We start from the raw sequence: 25011 nt of genomic DNA on the forward strand, positions 1-25011 counted from the left end.
GTCACCGGTCGACGCCTCCCATCACGGGGTCGATGGACGCTACGGCGACGATGACGTCAGCGACCTGGCCGCCCTCGCACATCGCTGCCATGGCCTGCAGATTGGTGAAGGACGGGTCACGGAAGTGGACCCGGTAGGGGCGGGTGCCGCCGTCCGAGACGACGTGCACGCCCAGTTCGCCCTTGGGCGACTCGACCGCGCTGTACGCCTGCCCGGCCGGGACCCGGAAGCCCTCGGTCACCAGCTTGAAGTGGTGGATCAGGGCCTCCATGGAGGTGCCCATGATCTTCCTGATGTGGTCGAGCGAGTTGCCGAGACCGTCCGGTCCGAGCGCGAGCTGCGCGGGCCAGGCGATCTTCTTGTCGGCGACCATGACCGGTCCCGGGGCGAGCCGGTCGATGCACTGCTCGACGATCCGCAGCGACTGGCGCATCTCCTCCAGACGGATGAGGAAGCGGCCGTAGGAGTCGCAGCTGTCCGCCGTGGGGACGTCGAACTCGTAGTTCTCGTACCCGCAGTAGGGATCGGTCTTGCGCAGGTCGTGCGGGAGTCCGGCGGAGCGCAGGACGGGACCGGTGGCGCCGAGCGCCATGCAGCCGGACAGGTCGAGGTAGCCGACGTCCTGCATGCGGGCCTTGAAGATGGGGTTGCCGGTGGCGAGCGCGTCGTACTCCGGCAGGTTCTTCTTCATGGTCTTCACGAACTCGCGCAGCTGGTCGACCGCGCCCGGGGCAGGTCCTGGGCGAGTCCGCCGGGCCGGACGAACGCGTGGTTCATCCGCAGGCCGGTGATCAGCTCGAAGAGATCGAGAACGAGTTCACGATCGCGGAAGCCGTAGATCATGATCGTGGTGGCGCCGAGTTCCATGCCGCCGGTGGCGATGCACACCAGGTGCGAGGAGATCCGGTTGAGCTCCATCAGCAGCACGCGCAGGACGCTGGCCCGGTCGGGGATCTGGTCCTCGATGCCGAGGAGCTTCTCCACCCCCAGGCAGTACGCCGTCTCGTTGAAGAACGGCGTCAGGTAGTCCATGCGCGTGACGAAGGTGGTGCCCTGCGTCCAGTTCCGGAATTCGAGGTTCTTCTCGATGCCGGTGTGGAGGTAGCCGATGCCGCAGCGGGCCTCGGTGACGGTCTCGCCGTCGATCTCCAGGATCAGCCGGAGCACGCCGTGCGTCGACGGGTGCTGGGGACCCATGTTGACGATGATGCGCTCGTCGTCGGAGGCGGCCGCCGATTCGACGACCTCGTCCCAGTCGCCGCCGGTGACTGTATATACAGTCCCCTCGGTCGTGGCTCGGGGCGTTGCATGGGGAGTGGTCATCAGGAGTACGACCTCCGCTGGTCCGGAGCCGGGATCTGGGCGCCCTTGTACTCGACGGCGATGCCGCCGAGCGGGTAGTCCTTGCGCTGCGGGAAGCCCTGCCAGTCGTCCGGCATCATGATCCGGGTCAGGGCGGGGTGCCCGTCGAAGATGAGCCCGAAGAAGTCGTAGGTCTCGCGCTCGTGCCAGTCGTTGGTCGGGTAGACCGCGACGAGGGACGGGACGTGCGGGTCGCTGTCCGGTGCGGACACCTCCAGCCGGATGAGCCGGCCGTGGGTGAGGGACCGCAGGTGGTAGACGGCGTGCAGCTCACGTCCCTTGTCACCGAGGAAGTGGACGCCGCTCACCCCCGTACAGAGCTCGAAGCGCAGCGCCGGGTCGTCGCGCAGGGTCCTGGCGACGGTGGGCAGGTGCTCACGGGCGATGTGGAAGGTGAGCTCGTCGCGGTCCACGACGGTCTTCTCGATGGCGTTGTCGGGAAGCAGACCCTGTTCCTCCAGGGCCCCTTCGAGCTCGTCGGCCACCTCGTCGAACCAGCCGCCGTACGGACGCGAGGTGGCGCCCGGCAGGGTGACCGTGCGGATGAGCCCGCCGTAGCCGGAGGTGTCGCCGCCGCTGTTCGCGCCGAACATGCCCCTGCGTACGCCGATGACCTCGCCGGTCTCGTCGCGCGCGGAGGGGACGCGGTCGGCGCTCTGCTCGCTGTGGTTGTCGCTCACCGGAGCAGCCCCTTCATCTCGATCAGGGGCAGTGCGTTGAGTGCCGCTTCCTCCGCCTCGCGGGCGGCCTCCTCCGCGTTGACCCCGAGCTTGGAGCCCTGGATCTTCTGGTGGAGCTTGAGGATCGCGTCGATCAGCATCTCAGGACGCGGCGGGCAGCCCGGCAAATAGATGTCAACCGGGACAATATGATCAACACCCTGAACAATGGCGTAATTGTTGAACATTCCGCCCGACGATGCGCAAACCCCCATGGAGATGACCCACTTGGGGTTCGGCATCTGGTCGTAGACCTGCCGCAGGACGGGCGCCATCTTCTGGCTGACCCGCCCCGCCACGATCATCAGGTCCGCCTGCCGCGGCGATCCGCGGAAGACCTCCATCCCGAACCGGGCCAGGTCGTAGCGCCCGGCCCCGGTCGTCATCATCTCGATGGCGCAGCAGGCGAGGCCGAAGGTGGCCGGGAATACGGAGGACTTCCGTACCCAGCCGGCCGCCTGCTCGACAGTGGTCAGCACGAAGCCGCTGGGCAGCTTCTCTTCGAGTCCCATGGTGTGCCCCTCAGCCCCTCAGTCCCATTCCAGGCCGCCTCGACGCCACACATACGCGTAGGCGACGAAGACGGTGAGCACGAAGAGCAGCATCTCGACGAGCCCGAAGATCCCCAGGGCGTCGAAGGTGACCGCCCAGGGATAGAGGAAGACGATCTCGATGTCGAAGACGATGAAGAGCATCGCCGTCAGGTAGTACTTGATGGGGAAGCGGCCGCCGCCGGCTGGAGTGGGGGTGGGTTCGATCCCGCACTCATACGCTTCGAGCTTTGCTCGGTTGTACCGCTTAGGGCCGATAAGCGTGGCCATGACCACGGAAAAGATCGCAAACCCTGCCCCGAGGGCGCCGAGCACGAGGATGGGCGCGTAGGCATTCACGCTCCTCGCTCCTTCCAGTCGTCCTTGACCGTTGGACCGCATCGGGCAATCTGGCTCGCCACCTCACCAAGATCGTGCACATGTGAGGCAGTTCACAAGCCCGACTGCCCCGCATCCTATGCCCGCCGTCCTGTGATCTGCGACACGGGGTACGACAACGCCTTTGTGATCTCCACCACCTGACGAACGATCATGAAGTCGGATGAGCGGTGATCTTCGTACACGAAGCGGCCGAGTGATCACGAGACGTGACATCCGGTACGGTTACCGCTGGTCAAAGGGGTGTCGCTCTATCAAGCCGTGGCGTGAACCGCCAAATTGGCGATGGACGCGATGCGGTGATAAAGGGATCTGCCCCACTCTGGGACGAGCTGACGGCCTTCCCGGGGTCACCCGGGCGACGGACCCCGAAGGAGCGAAGTGGACGCAACGCGACATCGCTCCCCTTCCGGGGCGAAAGGGCTGCCGCACACCGCCAGTTCCCGTCCGGTCCCGAGCTCCTCGCGCGAGGCCCTCGTATGCCCGTCACATAGAGACCATGCTGTGACCTGCGTCACGCCATCAGCCCCGCCATATAAGCGGGCTTGGCCAACGGTGTGAACGGATGGTAAGTGACGGGCAATTCGGGCGTATTGCAGAAAGTGCGTGATCACAGCCGTGATCGCGTCCGTCCGATTTGCCCGTTACGGCGTCAATAAAGGCCCTCAGAAAGCGGATTCACAGATTCCGGACGTAACTGTGTCGCAACACACGTTTCTTGATGGGACCCCTGAGGCCCTGATAGCGCTAGTACCCATGTCCCACACCGCTCTCATACCCAGCCACCGGAAGCCCCGCCGAAACGCCTCGAAGACGGCGCTGCGGGCCGGAGTTGCCGGTGGCGTCCTCAGCACCATCGCGGTCGCAGGCGCTGCCGGTCCGGCCCAGGCCGAGCCGGTGACCCAGACCATCGAGATGCCCACGATCACCGCCGGGCTCTCCACCTCCGTCGCGGCGTCCGCCGAGGCCACCCAGCAGGTCGCCCTGGACCTGGAGACGCAGGCCCACGAGGACGCCGCAGCCACGACCGCCGCCAAGGCCGCCAAGAAGGCCAAGGCCGAGGCCGTGCGCAAGGCAGAGGCCAAGAAGAAGGCCGAAGCGGCCGCCAAGGCCAAGGCGGAGGCCGCCGAGCGCGCCTCCCGCTCCACCGAGCGCACGACGCTCGCCACCACCTCGGGCTCCTCCTCGTCCGGTTCCTCGTCGTCCTCGACGGTGTCCTCCTCCGCCACGGGCTCCGCGGCCTCCGTCGTCTCCTTCGTGCAGATGCAGATCGGCGACGCGTACGTGTCCGGCGGCACCGGCCCCAACTCGTGGGACTGTTCCGGCCTCGTCCAGGCCGCGTTCCGCACGGTGGGCGTCGACCTGCCGCGCGTCTCCCAGGGCCAGTCCACCGCGGGCACCCAGGTCTCGCTCAGCAGCCTCCAGCCGGGCGACATCCTGTACTGGGGCAGCGCGGGCAGCGCGTACCACGTCGGGGTCTACGTGGGCGGCGGCCAGTTCGTCGGAGCGCAGAACTCCTCCACCGGTGTGGTGCAGAAGTCCCTGGACTACGACCCGCCGTCGGGCGCGGTCCGCGTCCTCTGAGTTCTCGGATTCACAAGCGCCTCGGCGCAACGGCGAAGAGCCGTCACTCCCCGCTCGGGAGTGACGGCTCTTCGCCGTTGCGGGTGCGCCGGACGCGCGCCGCGGTCAGGACCGCGGCGCCACCTTCGTCAGGCCGTTGATGATGCGGTCCATCGCGTCGCCGCCCGTCGGGTCGGTGAGGTTGGCGAGCATCTTCAGGGTGAACTTCATCAGCAGCGGGTGCGTCAGGCCGCGCTGGGTGGCCACCTTCATGACCTTCGGGTTGCCGATCAGCTTCACGAAGGCGCGGCCCATCGTGTAGTAGCCGCCGTAGGTCTCCTTGAGCACCTTCGGGTAGTTGTTCAGCGCCAGTTCGCGCTGGGCCGGGGTGGCGCGGGCGTGGGCCTGCACGATGACGTCGGCGGCGATCTGGCCCGACTCCATCGCGTACGCGATGCCCTCGCCGTTGAACGGGTTGACCATGCCGCCGGCGTCGCCGACGAGCAGCAGGCCCTTGGTGTAGTGCGGCTGCCGGTTGAAGGCCATCGGGAGGGCCGCGCCGCGGATCGGCATCGTCATGTTCTCGGGGGTGTAGCCCCAGTCCTCGGGCATGGACGCGCACCACGCCTTGAGGACCTCGCGCCAGTCCAGCTCCTTGAAGGCGGAGGAGGAGTTCAGGATGCCGAGCCCGACGTTGGAGGTGCCGTCACCCATGCCGAAGATCCAGCCGTAGCCGGGCAGCAGCCGGTCCTCGACGCCCCGGCGGTCCCAGAGTTCCAGCCAGGACTCCAGGTAGTCGTCGTCGTGGCGGGGCGAGGTGAAGTACGTACGGACCGCGACACCCATCGGGCGGTCCTCGCGGCGGTGCAGGCCCATCGCGAGGGAGAGCCGGGTGGAGTTGCCGTCGGCGGCGACGACGAGGGGGGCGTGGAAGGTGACCGGGGTCTTCTCCTCGCCGAGCTTCGCGTGCACGCCGGTGATCCGGCCGGTGCGGGCGTCGGTGATCGGGGCGCCGACGTTGCAGCGCTCGTAGAGCCGCGCGCCGCCCTTCTGCGCCTGGCGGGCCAGCTGCTCGTCGAAGTCGTCGCGCTTGCGGACCAGGCCGTAGTCCGGGTACGAGGCGAGATCCGGCCAGTCGAGCTGGAGCCGGACGCCGCCGCCGATGATGCGCAGGCCCTTGTTGCGCAGCCAGCCGGCCTCTTCGGAGATGTCGATGCCCATGGAGACGAGCTGCTTGGTGGCGCGCGGCGTGAGGCCGTCGCCGCAGACCTTCTCGCGGGGGAAGGCGGTCTTCTCCAGGAGCAGGACGTCGAGTCCGGCCTTGGCGAGGTAGTACGCGGTCGTGGAGCCGGCTGGGCCTGCCCCGACGACGATCACATCCGCGCTGTGTTCGGACAGGGGCTCGGTCACGGTCGGATCTCCCGAAGACTCGAAATCGAGTGCCGCGCGGCACATGGCCAGGGCAGTCTATGGGGGCCTGTTGTCCGACCCTCCGAAGGGCTCCCCGATGTCGATCGCGCCTCCCGCACTCCCCGTCGTACAGCTGCGTGTCCCCACGGACGAGGACGCGGTGGCCTGGCATCGCGCCTTCGCCGACCCGGAGGTGATGGAGTTCTTCGGCGGCCGTCCGGCCGAGCTGTCCATGTACGAGGAGTGGACCGCACGCCAGCGCAGACATGACGCGGAACTCGGCTACTGCCTGTGGACCGTGCTGGACGCGAACGGCGAGGTGGTCGGCTTCACCGGCGCGCAGCCGTGGCCGCAGAGCGCGTACGGCCCGGTGGGCGAGACCGAGATCGGCTGGCGGCTCACCCGTTCGGCCTGGGGCCACGGCTACGTGACCGCGGCCGCGCGCCTGACGCTGGAGCGGCTGCGCGCGGCCGGGGTGGAGCGGGTGGTGGCGGCGATCGACGTGCGCAACGCACGTTCGATCGCGGTCGCCCGGCGCCTGGGCATGGAGCAGGCGGAGACCTTCACGACTCCGCGGCCGGGTCAGCAGGTGCGGTGCTTCCGGCTGGAACTGGACCGGTGAGCGCCCGGCTCAGTCGGTGTCGTTGAGGCTCCAGGTGGACAGGGCCGTGTCGAAGACCTTCCGCGCGTCCGGCCAGTAGGCGTCGCGCTCGGTGGTGTAGACGGCGTACTCGGTGCCGTCGTCGGCGATGTAGCTCTGGTCGATCGCGTGGATCGTCTCGCCGCTCTCCCGGTCCTCGTAGGTGTACTCCCAGATGGCGCCCTGCAGCCCCTGGAAGGTGTTGGCCGCCAGCTGGATCCGCCGGTAGTCCTTCTGGTTGGCGTCGGCGGTCTTCTCCAGCGTCCGGAAGTTCTCGTACGAGGTGTAGGGCGCGTTGCCGATGACGCCGACCTTCAGCTCGGCCCGGCCGGTGGAGCCCGCGTAGGTGATCTGGTGGTTCTTCTCGCCCTGCCGGTCCCAGAGCGAGGGCACGGCGAAGGTGAACCCGGCGCTGTCGACGACCATCGAGTACCCGTCGGGGACCGTGGGGGCCGTGGGGGCCGTGGGGGCCGTGGGCGAGCCGGTGTCCGACGGTGCCGGGGACCCGGTGCCCGTCGGCTCCGGCGAGGGATCCGCCGCCGGGGCCTCGCTGCTCCCGGCCGGGGCGGGCCTGTCGTCCTCGGACACCGCGGCCTTGCCGGTGTCCTTGTCCGTCAGGACCAGGACACCGGCGGTCGCGCCCGCGCCGACGAGGAGCGCGGCGGTGAGCGTGGCGCTCCAGATGACGACGGTCCGCCTGCGGCCGGCCGCCGCGGGGGCGGCCACGTCGTGCGGGCCCGGGGCCGGCGGGAGGGGCGCCGGTACGGACACGTAGGTCGGCGTGGGCACGGTCACCGGCTCGGGCGCGGCAGCCGGTCCGGGGGCGGTGCCCGGCGCGTGGTCGTACAGCCCCGGCTCGGGCGCGGCCACCGGACCGGGCGCGGGTCCGTACGGGGCCGGTGTCGCCGGGTACGCCGGGGCAACCGCCCCCGGGGCGCCGCCCGTCGGGGCGCCGGCCGCGAGGCCCACCGCCCCCGCCCGGCCCGTCAGCCGCAGCAGGTGAGGCGCGACGAACACCGCGGCCCCCACCCACAGCAGCCCGAACAGCAGCGCGTCCGACAGGCTCGGCGCGAGCTCCGCCGTGCCCTGGCCGCCCACGTCCGCGACGCCGCCGGTGAACTCCGCGGACAGCCCGCTCATCGCGGTCAGCACCAGGACGAACAGCAGGAACAGCGCGCCCGCGGTGGCCTGTTCGCGCCGGTCCGCCGAGCGGCGCGCGGCCAGCAGCCCGACGGCGAGCGCGCAGACGGCGCCGGTGACCAGTGCGCCGGTCACCGCCCAGCCGCTGAGCTCCTCGCCCAGTTCGGGCAGGCCGAAGCCGCCGTGCTCCATGCCGGAGCCGAGGTAGCTGAACTGCCCCTTCACGTCGTACTCGACGGGGGCGCCCCAGCTCACCCCGAGCACCATCAGCCCGATGTTGGGCAGCAACGGCAACGCGATGAGCAGGGCTTCGCCGTCCACGCCGTCCACATTGGCGTACGAGACGAACCCGATCAGCGAGCAGAGCAGCAGCACGGCGCCCAGCGCCCGTACGGCCGTGCCGGTGGCCCGGACCAGGCTCAGCGCGGCGGGCCGCCGGGACAGCCACTGGGCCGCCGCGTCGCGTTGCAGCACGCCACCGGTGACCAGCAGCGCGATGACGAGCGCGCCGAGCGTCGCGAGGACCGGGGAGGACTCGACCGAGACCCCCGCGACCTCGGGCTGTGCGAACAGCCCGAGGAGCAGCACAGCGGCGGCGGCCACCAGGCTGATCCGTACCGCGGCCTCCAGGCCGCCGCCCTGTCTGCGGGCCGCACGGGCGCCGAGGAACAGCGCGCCGACCCAGAGCACCGTGACGGTGAGCGGGACCAGCGAGAGCGTGGCACCGCCCTGGGCGCCCGCATCGAACCCTCCGGAGCCCGAACCGTCGAACCCCGACCCGTCGAAGCCCGAACCCCCGGACTCGTCACCGCTGCCGCCCAGGCCGCCTCCCGGCCCGGCCGCCCGCACCTCGAAGCCGCCGCCGAACGCCTGGAGCAGCATCGCCAGCGCGATCCGCAGCCGGTCGCTCCAGCCGACGACGACCTCGTCGCCCTGCCCGTACGAGGGAACGGAGAGCGCCACCGCGAGGGCGACGATCAGTCCGGTCGGCCAGGCGGCGGCCTTCACCGAGCCCGCCCAGTCACCCCGGAACGCACGGCCGAGGAAGGCACCCAGCGGCGACGGTCCGGCCGGCGCGGCGAGCGGCATCGGGGCGTGGCCGGGCGGCGGGGGCGAGCCGGGCCCGGCAGCGGCGGACGGGACCGTGGCGGGCGGCGGGGGCGAGGCGGGCGGCGGGGGCGCGGCCGGGGTCTGCGGGCGCTCGCGCCCGCACTTCATGCAGAAGCGCGCCTCGTCCGGCGCCGGGGTTCCACAGAAGGGGCAGTACGACGGCATGAGGACTCCGCAGCGAGGACAGGGACGACCGAGACGGTGACACACAGGAACGGGGAAGACGCGTGCCGTATCAACGGACACATCTTCCCCGACACCCGGTTCCCGTCAACCGGTATTGCCCGCCGCCGCATTGGCCCCGGTGCGGCCGCCCGCCGTCACGCGGCCCCGGATGGATGCGGGACGGCGCCCGGCGGCGCCCCGCACGCGGGCGGCGCCGGACGTCAGGCGCGCACGCCCCGGTGCAGCGCGACCACACCGCCGGTGAGGTTGCGCCAGGCGACCTTCGACCAGCCGGCCCGCTGGAGCTTGGCCGCGAGCCCGGCCTGGTCGGGCCAGGCGCGGATCGACTCGGCGAGATAGACGTACGCGTCGGGGTTGGACGACACCGCGCGCGCGACCGGCGGCAGCGCCCGCATCAGGTACTCGGTGTAGACGGTCCGGAAAGGTGCCCAGACCGGCTGGGAGAACTCGCAGATGACCACCCGGCCGCCCGGCTTGGTCACCCGGTACAGCTCGCGCAGGGCCGCGTCGGTGTCCTGGACGTTGCGCAGTCCGAAGGAGATGGTCACCGCGTCGAAGGTCTCGTCGCGGAACGGCAGCTTCGTGGCGTCGCCCGCGGTGAACGGCAGCCAGGAGTTGCGCTTCTTGCCCTCGCGCAGCATGCCGATGGAGAAGTCGCACGGCACGACGTACGCACCGGTCGCGGCGAACGGCAGCGAGGACGTCGCCGTCCCGGCGGCCAGGTCGAGGACCTTCTCGGCGGGGCGGGCGTGCACCGCCTTCGCGACCTCCTTGCGCCACAGCCGGGCCTGGCCGAGCGAGAGCACGTCGTTGGTCAGGTCGTAGTTCGCCGCCACGTCGTCGAACATCGAGGCGACTTCGTGCGGCTGCTTGTCCAGGGAGGCTCGGGTCACGTGTCCCATTCAAGCAGCCCGGCCCCGGACGGACGGCGGCGGACGCCCGTGAACGATTGGACTGAACCAACCGGCCCGGGCAGCGGTCATTACGGAGGGGAGTACGGACCACCGAGTACTGGGGAGGGGCACGGATGTCCGGATGGGGTGTGCGTCGGGGGCAGCGGGAAGGCGGCCGGAACCGGCTGCTGGTCGTGGCGGTCGTTCCGGTGGTGCTGGCCGCGGCCGCCGTCGTGGGCGTCCGGTGGCACGGCGCGGGCGCGCGCGATCCGGATGTCCCGTCCGCCTCAAACTCCTTCACCGTCGCCCGCGCGGGCGCCTCGGACACCGGCAGGGGCGACGCCTACCGGGTCGAGGTGGAGGACGGCTCGGGTCTCGACCCGGACCGGGCCGCCGCCGAGGTCGCCCGCATCCTGGCGGCGCCGCGCGGCTGGGCGCACCACGGCGCGCACACCTTCCGCCAGGTCGCCGAGGGGCCCGCCGGGCTGGTCATCCGCATCGCTACCCCCGAGACCACCGACCGCATCTGCGGGAAGAGCGGGCTCGACACCCACGGCGAGGTCAACTGCCGGGTCGGCGCCGACGTCATGGTCAACCTGAAGCGCTGGCGGCAGGGTTCACCGGAGTTCCACGGACCGCTCGCCGACTACCGCGCGCTGATCATCAACCACGAGGTCGGCCACTGGCTCGGCCACGGTCACGAGACCTGCCCCGGCAAGGGCCGCCCCGCCCCCGCGATGATGCAGCAGATCTACGGCCTCAAGGGGTGCCTCTCCAACGCCTGGCCGTACGCCGCGGACGGGCAGTACCTCGGCGGCCCGTCGGTGCCCTGAGACGGGGCCCGCCGCGCCGCTCAGCGCCGGCGGTACACCAGCCGGCCCGCCAGGACGGTGACGACACAGGAGGCCGCCCCCGTCGCGACGAGCGCCGCCTCGTCGGGTACGTCGAAGACGGCGAGGTCGGCGCGGGCGCCGACGAGAAGCGGGGCGTGCACGGAGCCGGCCAGGTCGCGGCCCTCCCCGAACGGGTCCAGGCCCGGTTCGCCGGGCGGGACTCCGGGAACGGCGGCGGCCGAAACCTCCACGAGGCCCGCGCGGGCCACGGCGGTGCGCACGGCCGGATCGCGGAACGGGCCGTCGATGTGTGTCGTGCCGAACCGCAGCATCTGCTGCAGCCCCCGCCGCACGCTGCCGGCCCACCGGGGCGCGTCCAGCTCCTGCGCCAGCCGGGCGAACTCCGCACCCCGCAGCGGCAGGCCGCCGAGTTCGTCCGCCTCGCGCGGGTCGGGGTGGTAGCAGCGGGTCAGCAGCCATTCGGCATGCCGCTGCCGCAGGCCCGGGGTGATGACACCGGGCCACCGGCGCACGCGCGCCGCCGGATGGGCGGCGGTGACCTCGTCGTACGGCCCGAGGGCGACGATCCGGTCGCCCTCCACCGCCACCGCACCCTGCTCAACGGCAGCCGCGCCGACCGGAAGGACCAGCGGCGCGGCGTGAACGGTCAGCACGGCGGTGTCAGTTGGCGTTCAGGAGCTTCAGCTCCGGGTGGGCCGTGCCGCCCTCGATCGCGGTGGAGGAGATGTGCGAGACGACGCGCTCGTCGACCGGGTCGTTCGCCGGGTCGTCGTGGACGACGAGGTGCTCGTAGGTGGTGGCGCGCTGGGCCGGGACCCGGTCCGCCTTGCGGATCAGGTCGATGATCTCCAGGCGGTTGGAGCGGTGCTTGGCACCGGCGGAGGAGACGACGTTCTCCTCCAGCATGATCGAGCCGAGGTCGTCCGCGCCGTAGTGCAGCGACAGCTGGCCGACCTCCTTGCCGGTGGTGAGCCAGGAGCCCTGGATGTGGGCGACGTTGTCCAGGAACAGCCGGGCGATGGCGATGATCCGCAGGTACTCGAAGAGCGTGGCCTGCGTCTGGCCCTTCAGCTTGTTGTTCTCCGGCTGGTACGTGTACGGGATGAACGCCCGGAAGCCGCCGGTGCGGTCCTGCACGTCGCGGATCATGCTCAGGTGCTCGATGCGCTCGGCGTTGGTCTCGCCGGTGCCCATCAGCATGGTGGAGGTGGACTCGACGCCGAGGCCGTGGGCGATCTCCATGATCTCCAGCCAGCGCTCGCCGGACTCCTTGAGCGGGGCGATCGCGGTGCGCGGCCGGGCCGGCAGCAGCTCGGCGCCCGCGCCCGCGAAGGAGTCGAGGCCGGCGGCGTGGATGCGGCTGATGGCCTCCTCGGCGGAGACCTTCGAGATCCGGGCCATGTGCTCGATCTCGGACGCGCCGAGCGAGTGGATGACCAGCTGCGGGAACGCCTTCTTGATGGCGGAGAAGTGCTCCTCGTAGTACTCCACGCCGTAGTCCGGGTGGTGCCCGCCCTGGAACATGATCTGCGTGCCGCCGAGCTCGACGGTCTCCGCGCAGCGGCGCAGGATGTCGTCGAGATCGCGGGACCAGCCCTTGGCCGTGTCCTTCGGTGCGGCGTAGAAGGCGCAGAACTTGCAGGCCGTCACGCACACGTTGGTGTAGTTGATGTTGCGCTCGATGATGTACGTCGCGATGTGCTCCGTACCGGCGTACCGGCGCCGGCGTACGGCGTCGGCGGCCGCGCCCAGCGCGTGCAGCGGTGCCGAGCGGTAGAGGTCGAGTGCCTCTGCCGGAGTGATCCGACCGCCCTCGGCGGCGCGGTCGAGGATGGGCTGAAGGTCGGCCTTCTCGGTCACCGGGCTGTCACCTTTCGGCGGTTTTTCTACGGATCCACGGACCGGGCCAGCGTACGCCAGCCCGCCCCGGGGTCAGCCGCCGGACCGGGTCAGCGTGCCGTACGGAAGTCCGGCGCCCCGCTCGTCGGACCGGAAGCGCAGGGTGCCGTCGGCGGCGCGGCCGAAGTGGACGTCGTCCACGTTGGTCGTGCACAGGCCCGCGGTGCTGGGGCGGTCCGGGTCGGCACGCTCCCGCAGCGTCAGCTCCTTGTCGGTGCCCGAGGTGAGGGACGCGATGCTGTTGCAGCTGACCTCGACGCCGAGGGTGGAGATCGTCGTGTTCATGCGGACCACGTCGGCGCCCTTCTTCCCCTCCTCGAACACCGCGGTGAGCGTGCCGTGCGGCTGACCGTTCGTCTTCTCGGTGAGCGGCCCCTTCCACGTGCCGAGGAAGCCCTTGGGGACCTCGGTGACCTGTTCCGGGCTGCCGGTGGCGGAGTCCGCCGGGGAGGACGGCTCGGCCGAAGAGGTGGCGGCCGGGGGCGTGGCGGCGCCGTGGTCGGCGTTGTCCTTGGCGCCGCCCCCCGGCATCAGGTCGAGGAGGAAGGCGCTGCCCACGGTCACCGCGGCGAGCGCACCGGCCACCGCGAGCGCGACGGTGCAGCTCAGCCGCCGCCCCCGGTGCTCCCCCGGCCGGGAGTCGGCGCTCATCGTGACCGCGAACCGCGAGTCGGGGCCGCGCTGCTCCGGCACCCCGCCCGCCCCGGTGGTGGGCGGGTAGGGCGGCGGGGTCGGCGCAGCGGTCGGGGGCGGGTCCACCGGTGGGCCGAACACCCCGAGGGCGGCGGCCCCGTTGAACCCGAAGGAGGCGTTGCTGAACGGCACCGGCCCCGACTGCGGCGGCGCCTCCTGCGGTTCCAGGTCCAGCAGCGCGACGGCCGACCGGCTGACCTCGCGCACCAGCGGACCGGGCAGCCAGCCCGCCGCCACCGAGGCCGCCGCGCCGCCGGGTGCCAACTGCCTGGCGAGCTCCGCCGGGGTGGGCCGGTGGGCCGGGTTCTTCGCGAGGCAGGAGGCGATGACCTCGCGCAGTCCGCCCTCCAGGTCGCCCAGTTCGGGCTCCTCGTGCACCACCTTGTAGAGGAGTACGGCGGACGAGTCGCCGAGGAAGGGGGCGGCGCCGGTCGCCGCGTACGCGAGCACCGCGCCCAGCGAGAAGACGTCGGCCGCGCCCGAGATCTCCAGGCCGCGGATCTGCTCCGGCGCCATGTATCCGGGCGAGCCGACCGAGACGCCGGTGGAGGTGAGCGAGGCGGTGGCGTCGATGGCCCTGGCGATGCCGAAGTCGATGAGCCGGGGGCCGTCGAGGGCGAGCAGGACGTTGGAGGGCTTCACGTCCCGGTGGATCAGACCCTGTCCGTGGACGGCGGCCAGCGCCTCGGCGAGCCCGGCGCCCAGGGTGCGTACCGCCTGTTCGGGCAGCGGCCCGTGTTCGGTGACCGCGGCCGAGAGCGGGGGCCCGGCCACATAGCCGGTGGCCACCCACGGAACGGGCGCGTCCGGGTCCGCGTCCAGGACGGGCGCGGTCCACTGCGCGCCGATCCGCCGCGCCGCGTCCACCTCGCGCCGGAACCGGGCGCGGAACTGCTCGTCGAGCGCGAAGTGCGGATGGACGACCTTGACCGCGACGGTGCGGCCGCCCGCGCTGCGCCCCAGATAGACGCGGCCCATGCCGCCGGCACCGAGCCTGCCGAGCAGCCGGTAGGCACCGATGCGCAGCGGTTCGCCGGCTTCCAGCGGCTGCATATATGGACTCCCCCTGTGGACCGGCCGGACCTCCGACCGAAGCCTAGGTGCGAAGGTCATCGGGTCACAGGGGAAACCATCCGCCGATTTCGTCCCCAAGGGAACGAACAGCGTCATTCAGCGCAGCAAAAGGGCGCGAATGTGCCGTTCCCGGGTTGACAGCCCGATTGGCGGGAGCCGTCGGGTACGTACTCCCGACACCTCCCGCCAATCGGCCATTCCGCGCGAATTCACCCGAATCGATATCCCGGCAAGACACGCAAGGCCGGAAGGGGCGCCGGGGAACGGGGAAAGGGGGAACGGCAAAAGGGCGGGCCATTCCGCGCGCGTGGCGGATGACCGCCCGAAGCCGTTCCCTCAGCCGCCGAGCAGTTCGACGTTCACGTCCGCCGCGAACCCCGTCGAGGGACCGGTCCGGCGCGCGAACTCCTGGACGCCCGCCAGCTGCGCGGGCCCGAAGCGGAAGTCGAGCGTCGTGAAGTAGCGCTCCAGCACCTCCGCGTCGAAGGCCTCCCAGCGCGCCGCCTGTTCCGCGACCTTGGTGATCTCCTCCAGGGAGACGTCCCGCGAGGCCAGGAACGCCTCGTGCACCTTCTGCACGGCGGTGGGCTCGGCCGCCAGGTAGTCCTTGCGCGCGGCCCAGACGGCGAAGACGAACGGCAGCCCCGTCCACTCCTTCCACATCGCACCCAGGTCGTGGACCTGGAGGCCGAGCCTGGGGGCGTCGTGCAGGTTGGCGCGCAGCGCGGCGTCACCGATGAGGACGGCGGCGTCCGCCTCCTGCATCATCACGCCGAGATCGGGCGGGCAGGTGTAGTAGTCGGGGCTGACCCCGTACCGCTCGGCGAGCAGCAGCTGCGCCAGCCGTACGGAGGTGCGCGAGGTCGAACCGAGCGCGACACGGGCCCGGTCGAGGTCCTCCAGGGGCCGCTGCGACACGATCACGCACGACATGACGGGCCCGTCGCAGCCGACCGCGATGTCGGGGAAGGCGACCAGGTCGTCGGCGTTGCGCAGGAACTCCACCAGAGTGACGGGGCCGATGTCCAGATCGCCCCTGATCAGCTGCTCGCTGAGCTTCTCCGGGGTGTCCTTCGAGAGCTCCAGGTCGAGCAGGGTCCCGGTCCGTGCCAGCCCCCAGTAGAGGGGCAGGCAGTTGAGGAACTGGATGTGGCCGACGCGCGGCCGGCTGCGACGGTCGTCGCCTGCGACGGTTGAGACGGTTGAATTGTCCACATCGCGAGGCTAGACCCGTCACCCGCGGGCGGCCCCACCGGGGGCGCGCGGCGCCGCACGATCCCTCTTCCGGGGCTGCCCGCAATGGCCGCCGAAGGGCGCTCCGCAAGGGCTCCCCGGCCCCTCCCCAAGGGCTCTCGGAGCGCTCGTCCGCACGGCAATCAAACATCCGGGTGAAGTGATCTTTCCCTCTACCCTTCCGCACATGCTGCGTGCTAGGCTCACCGCCAAGTTGCAGTTTGGTTTCCCTTGCAGTACAGAGCCTGCGGAGCATGTAACCCGCAGGCTTTTGTAGTTTTCAGACTTCTTTGCAGGTTCTGGAGCAGGGCAACCCTTTGGCCCAAGGAGGGCTTATGGCTACCGGAACCGTCAAGTGGTTCAACGCTGAAAAGGGCTTCGGCTTCATCGCCCAGGACGGCGGCGGCCCGGATGTCTTCGTCCATTACTCCGCGATCAACGCGTCCGGGTTCCGCTCCCTCGAGGAGAACCAGGTCGTGAACTTCGACGTCACTCAGGGACCCAAGGGTCCGCAGGCTGAGAACGTCACCCCGGCCTAGTTGCCCGGGTCGGCCGATCGCGGCCGGTAACGCAGTACCCAAGGAGCCCCGCTCCCCCGCCTCGGCGGGGGAGCGGGGCTCCTGCCTGTCGGGGCCACCCGCCCACCGGACCGGGGCGCGGCCGGCGTCCCGCGGCTCCGCACGAGCCCGCCTTGACCCTGACACCGTGTGAAGGCGTGCACTGGGAGACATCATGTTCACCATCGGAGACTTCGCCCGGTACGGACGGGTGTCGGCCCGGATGCTGCGCCACTACGACGCGGTCGGGCTGCTGCACCCCGACCGCACCGACCCCGCGACCGGCTACCGCTACTACGGCGCCGGGCTGCTCGCCCGGCTCAACCGGATCATCGCCCTCAAGGACCTCGGCTTCACGCTCCAGCAGGTGCGGGCCGTCCTCGACGAGGAGGTGGGCTCCGAGGAGCTGCGCGGGATGCTGCGGCTGCGCCGGTCGGAGCTGGAGGCGGCGATGGCCGCGGCGGCGGCCCGGCTGGTCCAGGTCGAGGCGAGGCTCCGGTCGATCGAGAGTGAGGGACACATGTCCGCGGACGACGTAGTGATCAAGAGCGTGCCGGCGGTACGGGTCGCGGAGCTGACCGGGGTCGCCGAGGGATACGAACCGGAGAACATCACGCCGGTGATCCGCCCGCTGTACGAGCGGCTGTTCCCGCTGCTGGGCAAGGCCGGGATCTCCCCGACGGGCCCCGGGATCGCCCGTTACCAGGACGCTCCTGGCGGGGGCGGCGCGGTCGTCGTGCATGCCGGGGTGACGGTGTCGGCCCCGGTGGGGCCGGTGGGTGACACCGGCGTCACGGTGGTCGAACTGCCCCCGTTCGAGGCGGCGACCATCGTCCACCGGGGCTCGATGGAAAACATCCTGACGACGGCCCAGACCCTGGCCCGCTGGATCGACGCCAGTGACCACCGGTCGGCCGGGTACGCCCGCGAGGTCAATCTGGAGTGCCCCGAGGACGAGGAGAACTGGGTGACGGAGCTCCAGGAGCCCCTCACCCGGCGCTGACGGAGCAGGGGCGGGCGCGGCTGCGCACCCGCCCCCTTCCCGTTCAGGCTCCTGCGCCGGGCCCCGCCCAGAGTCCGTCGGCGGTCAGCCCGAGGAGGTCGATCGCGTTGCCGCGCACGATGCGGTCCACCACGTCGGCCTCCAGGTGGCCCATCTGCGCCTCGCCGACCTCACGGGACTTGGGCCAGGTGGAGTCGGAGTGCGGGTAGTCCGTCTCGTAGAGCACGTTCCCCACGCCGATGGCGTCCAGGTTCTTCAGCCCGAAGGCGTCGTCGAAGAAGCAGCCGTAGACGTGCTCGGTGAACAGCTCCGACGGCGGGCGGTGGACCTTGTCCGCCACTCCGCCCCAGCCGCGGTTCTCCTCCCAGACGACGTCGGCGCGCTCCAGGATGTACGGGATCCAGCCGATCTGGCCCTCCGCGTACATGATCCGCAGGTTCGGAAAGCGCTCGAACTTGCCGCTCATCAGCCAGTCGACCATCGAGAAGCAGCAGTTGGCGAAGGTGATGGTGGAGCCGACGGCCGGCGGGGCGTCGGCGGAGGTCGAGGGCATCTTCGAGGACGAGCCGATGTGCATGGCGATCACCGTCCCCGTCTCGTCGCAGGCCCGGAGGAACGGATCCCACTCGTCCGTATGGATGGAAGGCAGTCCGAGATGGGGAGGTATCTCGGAGAAGGCCACCGCACGCACCCCGCGCGCGGCGTTGCGCCTGACCTCGTCGGCGGCCAGCCGCGCGTCCCAGAGCGGGACCAGGGTGAGCGGGATGAGCCGGCCGTGCGCCTGGGGGCCGCACCACTCGTCGACCATCCAGTCGTTGTACGCCCGCACCCCGAGCAGGCCGAGTTCGCGGTCCTTCGCTTCGGTGAACGTCTGGCCGCAGAAGCGCGGGAAGGTCGGGAAGCAGAGCGCGGACTGCACGTGGTTGACGTCCATGTCGGCGAGCCGGTCGGGCACCGAGAACGAACCGGGACGCATCTGCTCGTAGGTGATGACTTCGAGCTTGATCTCGTCCCGGTCGTAGCCGACGGAGGTGTCGAGCCGGGTGAGCGGGCGGTGCAGGTCCTCGTACACCCACCAGTCGCCGATCGGGCCGTCGTCGCCCTTCGCGCCCATCACGGGCGCGAACTTCCCGCCCAGGAACGTCATTTCCTTGAGCGGCGCCCGGACGATGCGCGGGCCCGAGTCCGCGTACTTGGACGGGAGCCGGTCCCGCCAGACATGAGGGGGCTCCACCGTGTGGTCGTCCACCGAGATGATCTTCGGGAAGGTCTCCATACGCCCCACGGTAGCGCCGATCTGACGAACCGTCAGCTATCTGTACGGGGCTCCGTTCCACAATCGTTGTCGAGGGCTTGTGCAGAGAGTCACCCACTGCTGACGTCTCCGCCCTTCACAAGGCAGACTGTTGACGGCGATACCAACGGTATGGAGCAATCCGGATCTCCCTGGCGGTGTCCGGACAAGTGCGGAGCGGTACTGGCAGTGCGCAGGGCAGGACAGGGGGCAGCAATGGACCGTGACAACGGGCCGCGCATGCGTGTTCCGGAGCAGCGAGCTCCGCAGCGGCAGCCGACCGACGACGCCGGCCTGCGCTTTTCCGTACTCGGCCCGGTACGGGCCTGGCGGGGCGGCGAGGTGCTCCCCTCGGGCTCACCGATGCAGCGCGCCCTGCTCGCCGCGCTCCTGCTGCGGGACGGCCGCACCGCCACCGCCGCCGAGCTCATCGACGCCCTCTGGGGCGACGAGCCGCCCTCCCAGGCGCTGGCCGCCGTACGGACGTACGCCTCCCGGCTCCGCAAGGTCCTGGACCCGCAGACGCTGGCGAGCGACTCCGGCGGCTACGCGATCCGCACCCGGCACGACGCCCTCGACGTGACCGTGGCCCAGGAGCTGGCGGCCGACGCCGAGAAGGCACGTGCGGCCGGCGACCGCGGCCGGGCCCGGACGCTGCTGAACCAGGCGCTCGGCCTGTGGGACGGCGAGGTGCTGGCCTCCGTGCCCGGCCCGTACGCCGAGAACCAGCGCACCCGGCTGGAGGAGTGGCGGCTCCAGCTCACCGAGACGCGTCTGGACCTGGACCTGGAGGTCGGCTGCCACGCGGAGGCCGTCTCCGAACTGACCGCGCTCACCGCCGCGCACCCGTTGCGCGAACGGCTGCGCGAGCTGCTGATGGTGGCCCTGTACCGCAGCGGCCGGCAGGCCGAGGCCCTCGCCGTGTACGCCGACACCCGCCGGCTGCTCGCCGAGGAACTGGGCGTCGACCCGCGCCCCGAACTCGCCCAGCTCCAGGCCCGCATCCTGCGGGCCGACGAGGAACTCGCCCGTCCGCCCGACGAGCCCGCCCCGGCGGCCGCACCGGTGCGTCCCGCGCAACTCCCCGCGACCGTGCCCGACTTCACCGGACGCGCCGCCTTCGTACGGGAGCTGAGCGACCGCCTCGTCACCTCCGACGGCTCCGTCATGGCGGTCTCCGCGCTGGCCGGCATCGGCGGCGTCGGCAAGACGACCCTGGCCGTGCACGTCGCCCACCAGGCCCGCAAGCACTTCCCGGACGGGCAGCTGTACGTCGACCTCCAGGGCGCCGGCTCCCGCGCCGCCGAGCCGGAGACGGTCCTCGGCGCCTTCCTGCGCGCCCTGGGCGCGGCGGACTCCTCGATCCCCGACTCCCTCGACGAACGCGCCGCGCTCTACCGCTCCACGCTCGACGGCCGCCGCATCCTGGTCCTGCTGGACAACGCCCACGACGCGGCCCAGATCCGCCCGCTGCTCCCCGGCACCGCGGGCTGCGCGGCGCTGATCACCAGCCGGGTCCGGATGGTCGACCTGGCCGCCGCGCACCTGGTCGACCTGGACGTGATGTCCCCCGAGGAGGCGCTCCAGCTCTTCACCCGCATCGTGGGCGAGGAACGCATCAACTCCGAGCGCAAGGCCGCCCTGGACGTGGTCGCCGCCTGCGGCTTCCTGCCGCTGGCCATCCGCATCGCCGCCTCCCGGCTGGCCGCCCGCCGCACCTGGACGGTCTCGGTGCTGGCCGCCAAGCTCGCCGACGAGCGCCGCCGCCTGGACGAACTCCAGGCCGGCGACCTCGCGGTGAAGGCCACCTTCGAACTCGGCTACGGCCAGCTGGAACCCGCGCAGGCCCGCGCCTTCCGCCTCCTGGGCCTCGCCGACGGCCCGGACATCTCCCTGGCCGCGGCGGCCGCCCTGCTGAACCTGGACCCGCACACGGCGGAGGACCTGCTGGAGGCCCTGGTCGACACGTCGCTCCTGGAGTCCGCAGCGCCCGGCCGCTACCGCTACCACGACCTGGTCCGGCTCTACGCGCGCTCCTGCGCGGAGCGGGACGAGCAGCCGCCGGTGGAGCGCGAGATGGCGTTGTCGCGGCTGCTGGACTTCTATCTGGCGACGGCCGCGGGGGTGTACGCGCTGGAGCGGCCGGGGGACCGGCTGGTGGATCACCTGGAGCCGACGGAGCACGCGGGGCTGTCGTTCGGGAACCGGCACGCCGCCCTGGACTGGCTCTACGCGGAGGCGACCAATCTGCTCGCGTGCGTCTGCCAGGCCTCCCGCCCCGCGACTCTGCGCCGCGCCGTCGATCTTCTCTACGCCGCACTCGATCTGGGTGAGTCGGGGGCGAACTCGAAGCAGTACGAGGCAGCGGCACTCACGGTCAGGGAGGCTTCGCGGGCCTGTGGTGACCCCCGGGCCGAGGGCCGGGCGGTCATGTCACTGGCCAATGTGCACCAGCTGGCCGGACGCTTCGACCGCGCCGACCGAGAGGCGCAGGAGGCCATGCGGCTGGCGGACACGGTCAAGGACCTGCTCCCCATCTGCTGGGCAGCCAACGCCCGGGGCATCATCGCCCTCTACCAGAACCGTCACGCCGACGGCGAGGCCTTCCTGACGCAGGCCATCGAGGCGTTCCGCAGCGACGGAAACCGCCCGGGCGAGGCCAGCGCCCTGTGCAACCTCTCGCGCATTCACCTGGCCACCGGCCGGACGCCGAGCGCCATCACGCTCGCGCGGTCGGGTATCGAGATCTACGACTCCCTGCGGCACGCGCTCCGCGGCGCGAACGCACGCTACGCCCTGGGGATGGCCCTGACGCAGAGCATGCAGCTCGCCTCCGCCACGGCCCAGTTGAACGAGGCACTGGAGGTCTTCCGGGACAGCCGGCAGAGACTCTGGGAAGGCATGACGCTGTTCCGGCTGGCGGAGGTCGACATCGCCGCCGGGCACTTCGCCCAGGCGGCCCAGTACTCCGAGTCGGCACTCACCGTCCTGCGGGGCATCGGCGGCGAGTGGCGGCGCGGAAACGTACTGACCGTCCTGGGGCGGGCACTCGACGGAATCGGTCAGACCGGACGGGCCCGGGTCTGCTGGCGTGAGGCCCTCGGCATCTACGAGGAACTCGACTCCCCCGAGGCCGAGGCCGTCCGGTCCCTGCTCGCTCCGGCCGCGGCCGCCTGACGCACGGCGCGTTCATCGTTCGTTTATCGCGGGACGCCATTGTCGTACCTGTCGATCCGTCGCGTCGGGGGGCAGACGGGGGCGACAGCGGCCGCAGGATTAATGTGAGCGGCCCGAGAGGCCCGTCCGGCAGTCCACGGGGGAACAGCCGGACGGGCCTCGTCAAGTCAGTGCGCAGTGCACCCAGAGAGGGAGAGTTGACCATCATGGCCGACGCGAAGAAGCAGGACCCGATCACCAAGCCCGCTGACCAGCACGCGACCGGTGAGCCGGCGGCCCCGGTCACGACGCAGGATCAGCACGCGACGGGCGAAGAGGTAACCACTCTGGACCAGCACGCCACGTCGGAGCCGTTCAAGCCGGCCAAGTAGACCAAACCAGCACGGGGAACGGCCGCGGCGGCGCGGAGGGGGAGCCGTCGCGGCCGCTGTGCGTCCGCGTGGCCGGGAACGGGGGAGCCGGGGTTATCCCCGCCCCCGCAGCTCCCCCTTCACCACCTTGCCGCTGGCGTTGCGCGGCAGTTCGCTGACGAACTCCACCGCCCTGGGCACCTTGTAGTTCGCCATCTCCCGCCGCGACCAGGCGATCAGGTCGTCCGCCGTCACGGTCGCGCCCCGGCGGCGCACCGCGTAGGCCTTGCCGACCTCGCCGAGGCGGGGGTCGGGGATGCCGATCACGGCCACATCGGCCACGTCCGGGTGCAGGCCCAGCAGCTGTTCGATCTCCGCGGGGTAGGCGTTGAAGCCGCCGACGATGAACATGTCCTTGATCCGGTCCGTGATCCGGAGGCTGCCGTCCTCCTCCAGGACGCCCACGTCGCCGGTGTGCAGCCAGCCGTCGGACGTGATGGTGGCGGCCGTGGTCTCCGGGTCCTCGAAGTAGCCCCGCATCACGTGGAAGCCGCGGACCAGGATCTCGCCGGGCTCACCGGGGGCGGCCAGGACCCGGACCTCCGTGCCGGGGATCGGCCGGCCCGAGGTCGAGGCGATCGTGGCGGGCGGGTCGCCGCGACGGCACATGGTGACGATGCCGCTCGCCTCGGAGAGGCCGTAGGCGGTCAGGACCGTGTCGATGCCGAGTTCGGTGCGCAGGCGCTCCACCAGTTGCAGCGGCACTACCGCCGCTCCCGTGACCACCAGGCGCAGGGCCGAGAGGTCGTGGGAGGCGCGGGCCGGGTGGTCGAGGAGGGACTGGTGGAGGGTGGGCGGGCCGGGGAGGACCGAGATGCGCTCGGCGGCGATGTTGGCGAGCACCGTGTCCACGTTGAAGACCGGCTGCGGGATCATCGTGGCCCCCCGCATCAGGCACGCGATGACGCCCGCCTTGTAGCCGAAGGTGTGGAAGAAGGGGTTCACGATCAGATAGCGGTCGCCCTCGCGCAGGCCGGCCAGGTCGCTCCAGATCGCGTAGCAGCGCAGGGTCTGGGCATGGCTGATGACCGCCCCCTTGGGGCGGCCCGTGGTGCCGGAGGTGTAGATGATGTCGGAAGGGTTCGAAGGCGCGATGGTGGCGGCCCGGGTGCGGACCGCCTCGGGCGCGACCCGCTCCCCGGAGGCCAGGAAGTCCTTCCAGGTGACGTAGTCGTCGGGCGCGGTGTCGGCGAGCACCACCACCTTCTCCAGGTGCGGCAGTGCGGTCGCCGCCCGGCGCAGGGACGCCACGTAGGACGTGCCGAGGAAGGTGCCCGTGATGAAGAGCAGCTTGGCGCGGCTCCGTTCCAGGACGTACGCCGCCTCCGTGCCCTTGAAGCGGGTGTTGAGCGGGACCAGGACCGCGCCGGCCGTCACCGCCCCCAGCGCGGAGACGATCCAGTCCGCCGTGTTGGGCGCCCAGACCGCGACCCGGTCCCCCGGCTCCACGCCCGAGGCCATGCACGCGGCGGCTGCCCGCTCCACGCGTTCGCCCAGCTCCGTGTACGTGATCCTGGTGCGGCCCTCGACCACCGCCTCCCGGTCGCCGTACCGTCGCGCCGCCGCCCGTACCAGATTCGGGACGGTGGACCATTCCTCGTCGCCGCGCATCGCATGCCCTCCCGCCGAACAGAACCGCAATAGCTGACTATCCGTCAGATTAGCTGTAGCCTCCTCCGCTGTCAGCAGTCATGACGGCCTCGGAGGTGGCGGTGGCGACGCTCAAGGACAAGGCAGCGATAGCCGGCATAGGGCAGACGCGGTTCGCGAAACACCTGCCCGAGTCGGAGAAGACCCTGGCCTGCCGGGCCATCGTCGCGGCGCTCGACGACGCGGGGATCGCCGCGTCGGAGGTGGACGCGTTCGCCTCGTACACGATGGAGGAGACCGACGAGGTCGAGGTCGCCAAGGCCATCGGGGCAGGTGACGTCACCTTCTTCAGCAAGGTGGGGTTCGGCGGCGGCGGCTCCTGCGCGACGCTCGCGCACCTGGCCGCGGCCGTCGCGACCGGGCAGGCGAGCGTGGGAGTCGCCTGGCGGTCACGCAAGCGCGGGTCGGGGCCGCGCCCCTGGAAGAACACCGCGGTGCAGTTGCCGACGCCCGCCCAGTGGACCCGGCCGTACGGGCTGCTGCGGCCCGCCGACGAGATCGGGATGCTGGCACGGCGGTACATGCACGAGTACGGGGCGACCCGCGACCACCTCTTCAACGTCGCGCTGGCCTGCCGCAACCGGGCCAACCAGAACCCCGAGGCGGTGATGTTCGACCGGCCGCTGACCCGCGACATGTATATGACCTCGCGCTGGATCAGCGAGCCGCTCTGCCTCTTCGACAACTGCCTGGAGACGGACGGGGCGCTGGCCTGCGTCGTCGTCTCCGCGGAGCGGGCCCGCGACTGCCGGCAGAAGCCCGTCTACCTGCACTCCGTCGCCCAGGGGCTGCCCGCCCAGCACCACGGGATGGTCAACTACTGGAACGACGACCCGCTCACCGGACCGGCCTGGGCGGCCGCCCGACAGCTCTGGAAGCAGGCCGACTTCGGGCCCGACGACGTCGATGTGGCCCAGATCTACGACGCGTTCACCCCGCTCATCCCGCTCTCCCTGGAGGGGTACGGATTCTGCGGGCGCGGCGAGGGCGCCGCGTTCACCGAGGGCGGGGCGCTGGAGAGCGGCGGGCGGCTGCCGGTCAACACCGGGGGCGGCGGGCTCAGCGAGGGCTACGTGCACGGCTTCAACCTCATCAACGAGGGCGTGAAGCAACTGCGCGGCACCTCCACCGCCCAGGTCCCGGACGCCTCGACCTGCCTGGTCACCGCCGGGGAGGGCGTGCCCACATCCGCCGTACTGCTGAGGAGCTGACCGA

The 25011-nt window shown here is 71.2% G+C and carries 20 protein-coding genes and 1 pseudogene; 8 read left to right on the forward strand and 13 right to left on the reverse strand.

Annotation, left to right across the window (positions count from 1 at the left end; genetic code table 11):
* Window position 1 precedes the first annotated feature (1 nt).
* The 4 genes and pseudogenes from LNW71_RS12205 to LNW71_RS12220 all read right to left on the reverse strand — a co-directional run bounded on the left by LNW71_RS12205 (window position 2) and on the right by LNW71_RS12220 (window position 2971).
* Window positions 2-1323 (reverse strand): annotated as a pseudogene (locus LNW71_RS12205) (NADH-quinone oxidoreductase subunit D).
* Window positions 1323-2042 carry an NADH-quinone oxidoreductase subunit C gene (locus tag LNW71_RS12210; RefSeq protein WP_250968260.1) on the reverse strand — a complete coding sequence of 240 codons (720 nt, stop codon included), beginning with the start codon at window positions 2040-2042 and terminating at the stop codon, window positions 1323-1325. The pseudogene LNW71_RS12205 and the gene LNW71_RS12210 overlap by 1 nt, the downstream one beginning before the upstream one ends.
* The gene (locus LNW71_RS12215) at window positions 2039-2593 is read right to left on the reverse strand and encodes an NADH-quinone oxidoreductase subunit B family protein (RefSeq protein ID WP_024491742.1); all 555 of its coding nucleotides are present in this window, start codon (window positions 2591-2593) and stop codon (window positions 2039-2041) included. Before LNW71_RS12215 ends, LNW71_RS12210 begins: the two co-directional genes overlap by 4 nt.
* Before the next feature lie 18 nt (window positions 2594-2611).
* Entirely contained in the window at window positions 2612-2971 is a 360-nt protein-coding gene (locus tag LNW71_RS12220) for an NADH-quinone oxidoreductase subunit A (protein WP_003992243.1), read from the reverse strand.
* Window positions 2972-3766: 795 nt separating this feature from the next.
* Between LNW71_RS12220 and LNW71_RS12225 the strand changes: the two genes are divergently transcribed.
* Window positions 3767-4594, forward strand: coding sequence for a C40 family peptidase (locus LNW71_RS12225; protein ID WP_250968261.1), 828 nt, complete (start codon window positions 3767-3769; stop codon window positions 4592-4594).
* A gap of 105 nt (window positions 4595-4699) precedes the next feature.
* On the opposite strand, the gene LNW71_RS12230 is transcribed toward LNW71_RS12225, so the two are convergent.
* Window positions 4700-5983: a geranylgeranyl reductase family protein gene (locus tag LNW71_RS12230; RefSeq protein WP_250968262.1), complete on the reverse strand. Its 1284-nt coding sequence runs from the start codon at window positions 5981-5983 to the stop codon at window positions 4700-4702.
* A gap of 97 nt (window positions 5984-6080) precedes the next feature.
* Between LNW71_RS12230 and LNW71_RS12235 the strand changes: the two genes are divergently transcribed.
* Window positions 6081-6605: a GNAT family N-acetyltransferase gene (locus LNW71_RS12235; RefSeq protein WP_250968263.1), complete on the forward strand. Its 525-nt coding sequence runs from the start codon at window positions 6081-6083 to the stop codon at window positions 6603-6605.
* A 9-nt stretch (window positions 6606-6614) separates the two neighbouring features.
* On the opposite strand, the gene LNW71_RS12240 is transcribed toward LNW71_RS12235, so the two are convergent.
* Together LNW71_RS12240 and LNW71_RS12245 are read right to left on the reverse strand one after the other, a co-directional pair.
* Window positions 6615-9038 carry a zinc ribbon domain-containing protein gene (locus tag LNW71_RS12240; protein WP_250968264.1) on the reverse strand — a complete coding sequence of 808 codons (2424 nt, stop codon included), beginning with the start codon at window positions 9036-9038 and terminating at the stop codon, window positions 6615-6617.
* 221 nt (window positions 9039-9259) lie between these two features.
* The gene (locus tag LNW71_RS12245; protein ID WP_250968265.1) at window positions 9260-9952 is read right to left on the reverse strand and encodes a demethylmenaquinone methyltransferase; all 693 of its coding nucleotides are present in this window, start codon (window positions 9950-9952) and stop codon (window positions 9260-9262) included.
* Between the two features lie 134 nt (window positions 9953-10086).
* Between LNW71_RS12245 and LNW71_RS12250 the strand changes: the two genes are divergently transcribed.
* Complete coding sequence (locus LNW71_RS12250; protein ID WP_250968266.1) at window positions 10087-10785, forward strand: DUF3152 domain-containing protein; 699 nt, start codon at window positions 10087-10089, stop codon at window positions 10783-10785.
* Between the two features lie 20 nt (window positions 10786-10805).
* Here LNW71_RS12250 and LNW71_RS12255 read toward each other — a convergent pair whose 3' ends face one another.
* The 4 genes from LNW71_RS12255 to LNW71_RS12270 form a co-directional block, all read right to left on the reverse strand.
* Window positions 10806-11459, reverse strand: a complete 654-nt coding sequence (locus LNW71_RS12255) for a hypothetical protein (protein WP_250968267.1) — start codon at window positions 11457-11459, stop codon at window positions 10806-10808.
* Window positions 11460-11466: 7 nt separating this feature from the next.
* Window positions 11467-12666 carry a cyclic dehypoxanthinyl futalosine synthase gene (gene mqnC, locus LNW71_RS12260; RefSeq protein ID WP_073732770.1) on the reverse strand — a complete coding sequence of 400 codons (1200 nt, stop codon included), beginning with the start codon at window positions 12664-12666 and terminating at the stop codon, window positions 11467-11469.
* A 72-nt stretch (window positions 12667-12738) separates the two neighbouring features.
* Window positions 12739-14451, reverse strand: a complete 1713-nt coding sequence (locus LNW71_RS12265) for a serine/threonine-protein kinase (RefSeq protein WP_250968268.1) — start codon at window positions 14449-14451, stop codon at window positions 12739-12741.
* A gap of 357 nt (window positions 14452-14808) precedes the next feature.
* Window positions 14809-15687 carry a menaquinone biosynthesis protein gene (locus LNW71_RS12270; RefSeq protein ID WP_250968269.1) on the reverse strand — a complete coding sequence of 293 codons (879 nt, stop codon included), beginning with the start codon at window positions 15685-15687 and terminating at the stop codon, window positions 14809-14811.
* A gap of 353 nt (window positions 15688-16040) precedes the next feature.
* Between LNW71_RS12270 and LNW71_RS12275 the strand changes: the two genes are divergently transcribed.
* Together LNW71_RS12275 and LNW71_RS12280 are read left to right on the forward strand one after the other, a co-directional pair.
* A complete protein-coding gene (locus LNW71_RS12275; protein WP_003967102.1) occupies window positions 16041-16244 on the forward strand; it encodes a cold-shock protein in 204 nt (67 codons plus the stop codon).
* 193 nt (window positions 16245-16437) lie between these two features.
* Entirely contained in the window at window positions 16438-17265 is an 828-nt protein-coding gene (locus LNW71_RS12280; RefSeq protein ID WP_250968270.1) for a MerR family transcriptional regulator, read from the forward strand.
* Window positions 17266-17308: 43 nt separating this feature from the next.
* Here LNW71_RS12280 and LNW71_RS12285 read toward each other — a convergent pair whose 3' ends face one another.
* A complete protein-coding gene (locus tag LNW71_RS12285; RefSeq protein WP_250968271.1) occupies window positions 17309-18541 on the reverse strand; it encodes an amidohydrolase family protein in 1233 nt (410 codons plus the stop codon).
* A 234-nt stretch (window positions 18542-18775) separates the two neighbouring features.
* Here LNW71_RS12285 and LNW71_RS12290 point away from each other — a divergent pair, with 234 nt between their 5' ends.
* On the forward strand, window positions 18776-21736 hold the full coding sequence (locus LNW71_RS12290; RefSeq protein WP_250968272.1) for an AfsR/SARP family transcriptional regulator: 2961 nt from the start codon (window positions 18776-18778) through the stop codon (window positions 21734-21736).
* A gap of 206 nt (window positions 21737-21942) precedes the next feature.
* A complete protein-coding gene (locus tag LNW71_RS12295; protein WP_250968273.1) occupies window positions 21943-22107 on the forward strand; it encodes a hypothetical protein in 165 nt (54 codons plus the stop codon).
* A gap of 93 nt (window positions 22108-22200) precedes the next feature.
* Here the strand turns inward: LNW71_RS12295 and LNW71_RS12300 are convergent, their stop codons facing one another.
* Window positions 22201-23757, reverse strand: coding sequence for a FadD3 family acyl-CoA ligase (locus LNW71_RS12300; protein WP_250968274.1), 1557 nt, complete (start codon window positions 23755-23757; stop codon window positions 22201-22203).
* A gap of 101 nt (window positions 23758-23858) precedes the next feature.
* On the opposite strand from LNW71_RS12300, the gene LNW71_RS12305 reads away from it, so the two are divergent.
* On the forward strand, window positions 23859-25007 hold the full coding sequence (locus LNW71_RS12305; RefSeq protein ID WP_250971976.1) for a lipid-transfer protein: 1149 nt from the start codon (window positions 23859-23861) through the stop codon (window positions 25005-25007).
* Window positions 25008-25011 lie beyond the last annotated feature (4 nt).

It is taken from the genome of Streptomyces sp. RKAG290, assembly GCF_023701695.1.
GTDB lineage: Bacteria > Actinomycetota > Actinomycetes > Streptomycetales > Streptomycetaceae > Streptomyces.

What these genes read in the sequence shown, in the direction of transcription:
- LNW71_RS12215 (WP_024491742.1), bottom strand. Translation starts at nt 2,593, where the DNA reads ATGGGACTCGAAGAGAAGCTGCCCAGCGGCTTCGTGCTGACCACTGTC.
- LNW71_RS12225 (WP_250968261.1), top strand. Translation starts at nt 3,767, where the DNA reads ATGTCCCACACCGCTCTCATACCCAGCCACCGGAAGCCCCGCCGAAAC.
- LNW71_RS12235 (WP_250968263.1), top strand. Translation starts at nt 6,081, where the DNA reads ATGTCGATCGCGCCTCCCGCACTCCCCGTCGTACAGCTGCGTGTCCCC.
- LNW71_RS12240 (WP_250968264.1), bottom strand. Translation starts at nt 9,038, where the DNA reads ATGCCGTCGTACTGCCCCTTCTGTGGAACCCCGGCGCCGGACGAGGCG.
- LNW71_RS12250 (WP_250968266.1), top strand. Translation starts at nt 10,087, where the DNA reads ATGTCCGGATGGGGTGTGCGTCGGGGGCAGCGGGAAGGCGGCCGGAAC.
- LNW71_RS12265 (WP_250968268.1), bottom strand. Translation starts at nt 14,451, where the DNA reads ATGCAGCCGCTGGAAGCCGGCGAACCGCTGCGCATCGGTGCCTACCGG.
- LNW71_RS12275 (WP_003967102.1), top strand. Translation starts at nt 16,041, where the DNA reads ATGGCTACCGGAACCGTCAAGTGGTTCAACGCTGAAAAGGGCTTCGGC.
- LNW71_RS12280 (WP_250968270.1), top strand. Translation starts at nt 16,438, where the DNA reads ATGTTCACCATCGGAGACTTCGCCCGGTACGGACGGGTGTCGGCCCGG.
- LNW71_RS12285 (WP_250968271.1), bottom strand. Translation starts at nt 18,541, where the DNA reads ATGGAGACCTTCCCGAAGATCATCTCGGTGGACGACCACACGGTGGAG.
- LNW71_RS12290 (WP_250968272.1), top strand. Translation starts at nt 18,776, where the DNA reads ATGGACCGTGACAACGGGCCGCGCATGCGTGTTCCGGAGCAGCGAGCT.
- LNW71_RS12295 (WP_250968273.1), top strand. Translation starts at nt 21,943, where the DNA reads ATGGCCGACGCGAAGAAGCAGGACCCGATCACCAAGCCCGCTGACCAG.
- LNW71_RS12300 (WP_250968274.1), bottom strand. Translation starts at nt 23,757, where the DNA reads ATGCGCGGCGACGAGGAATGGTCCACCGTCCCGAATCTGGTACGGGCG.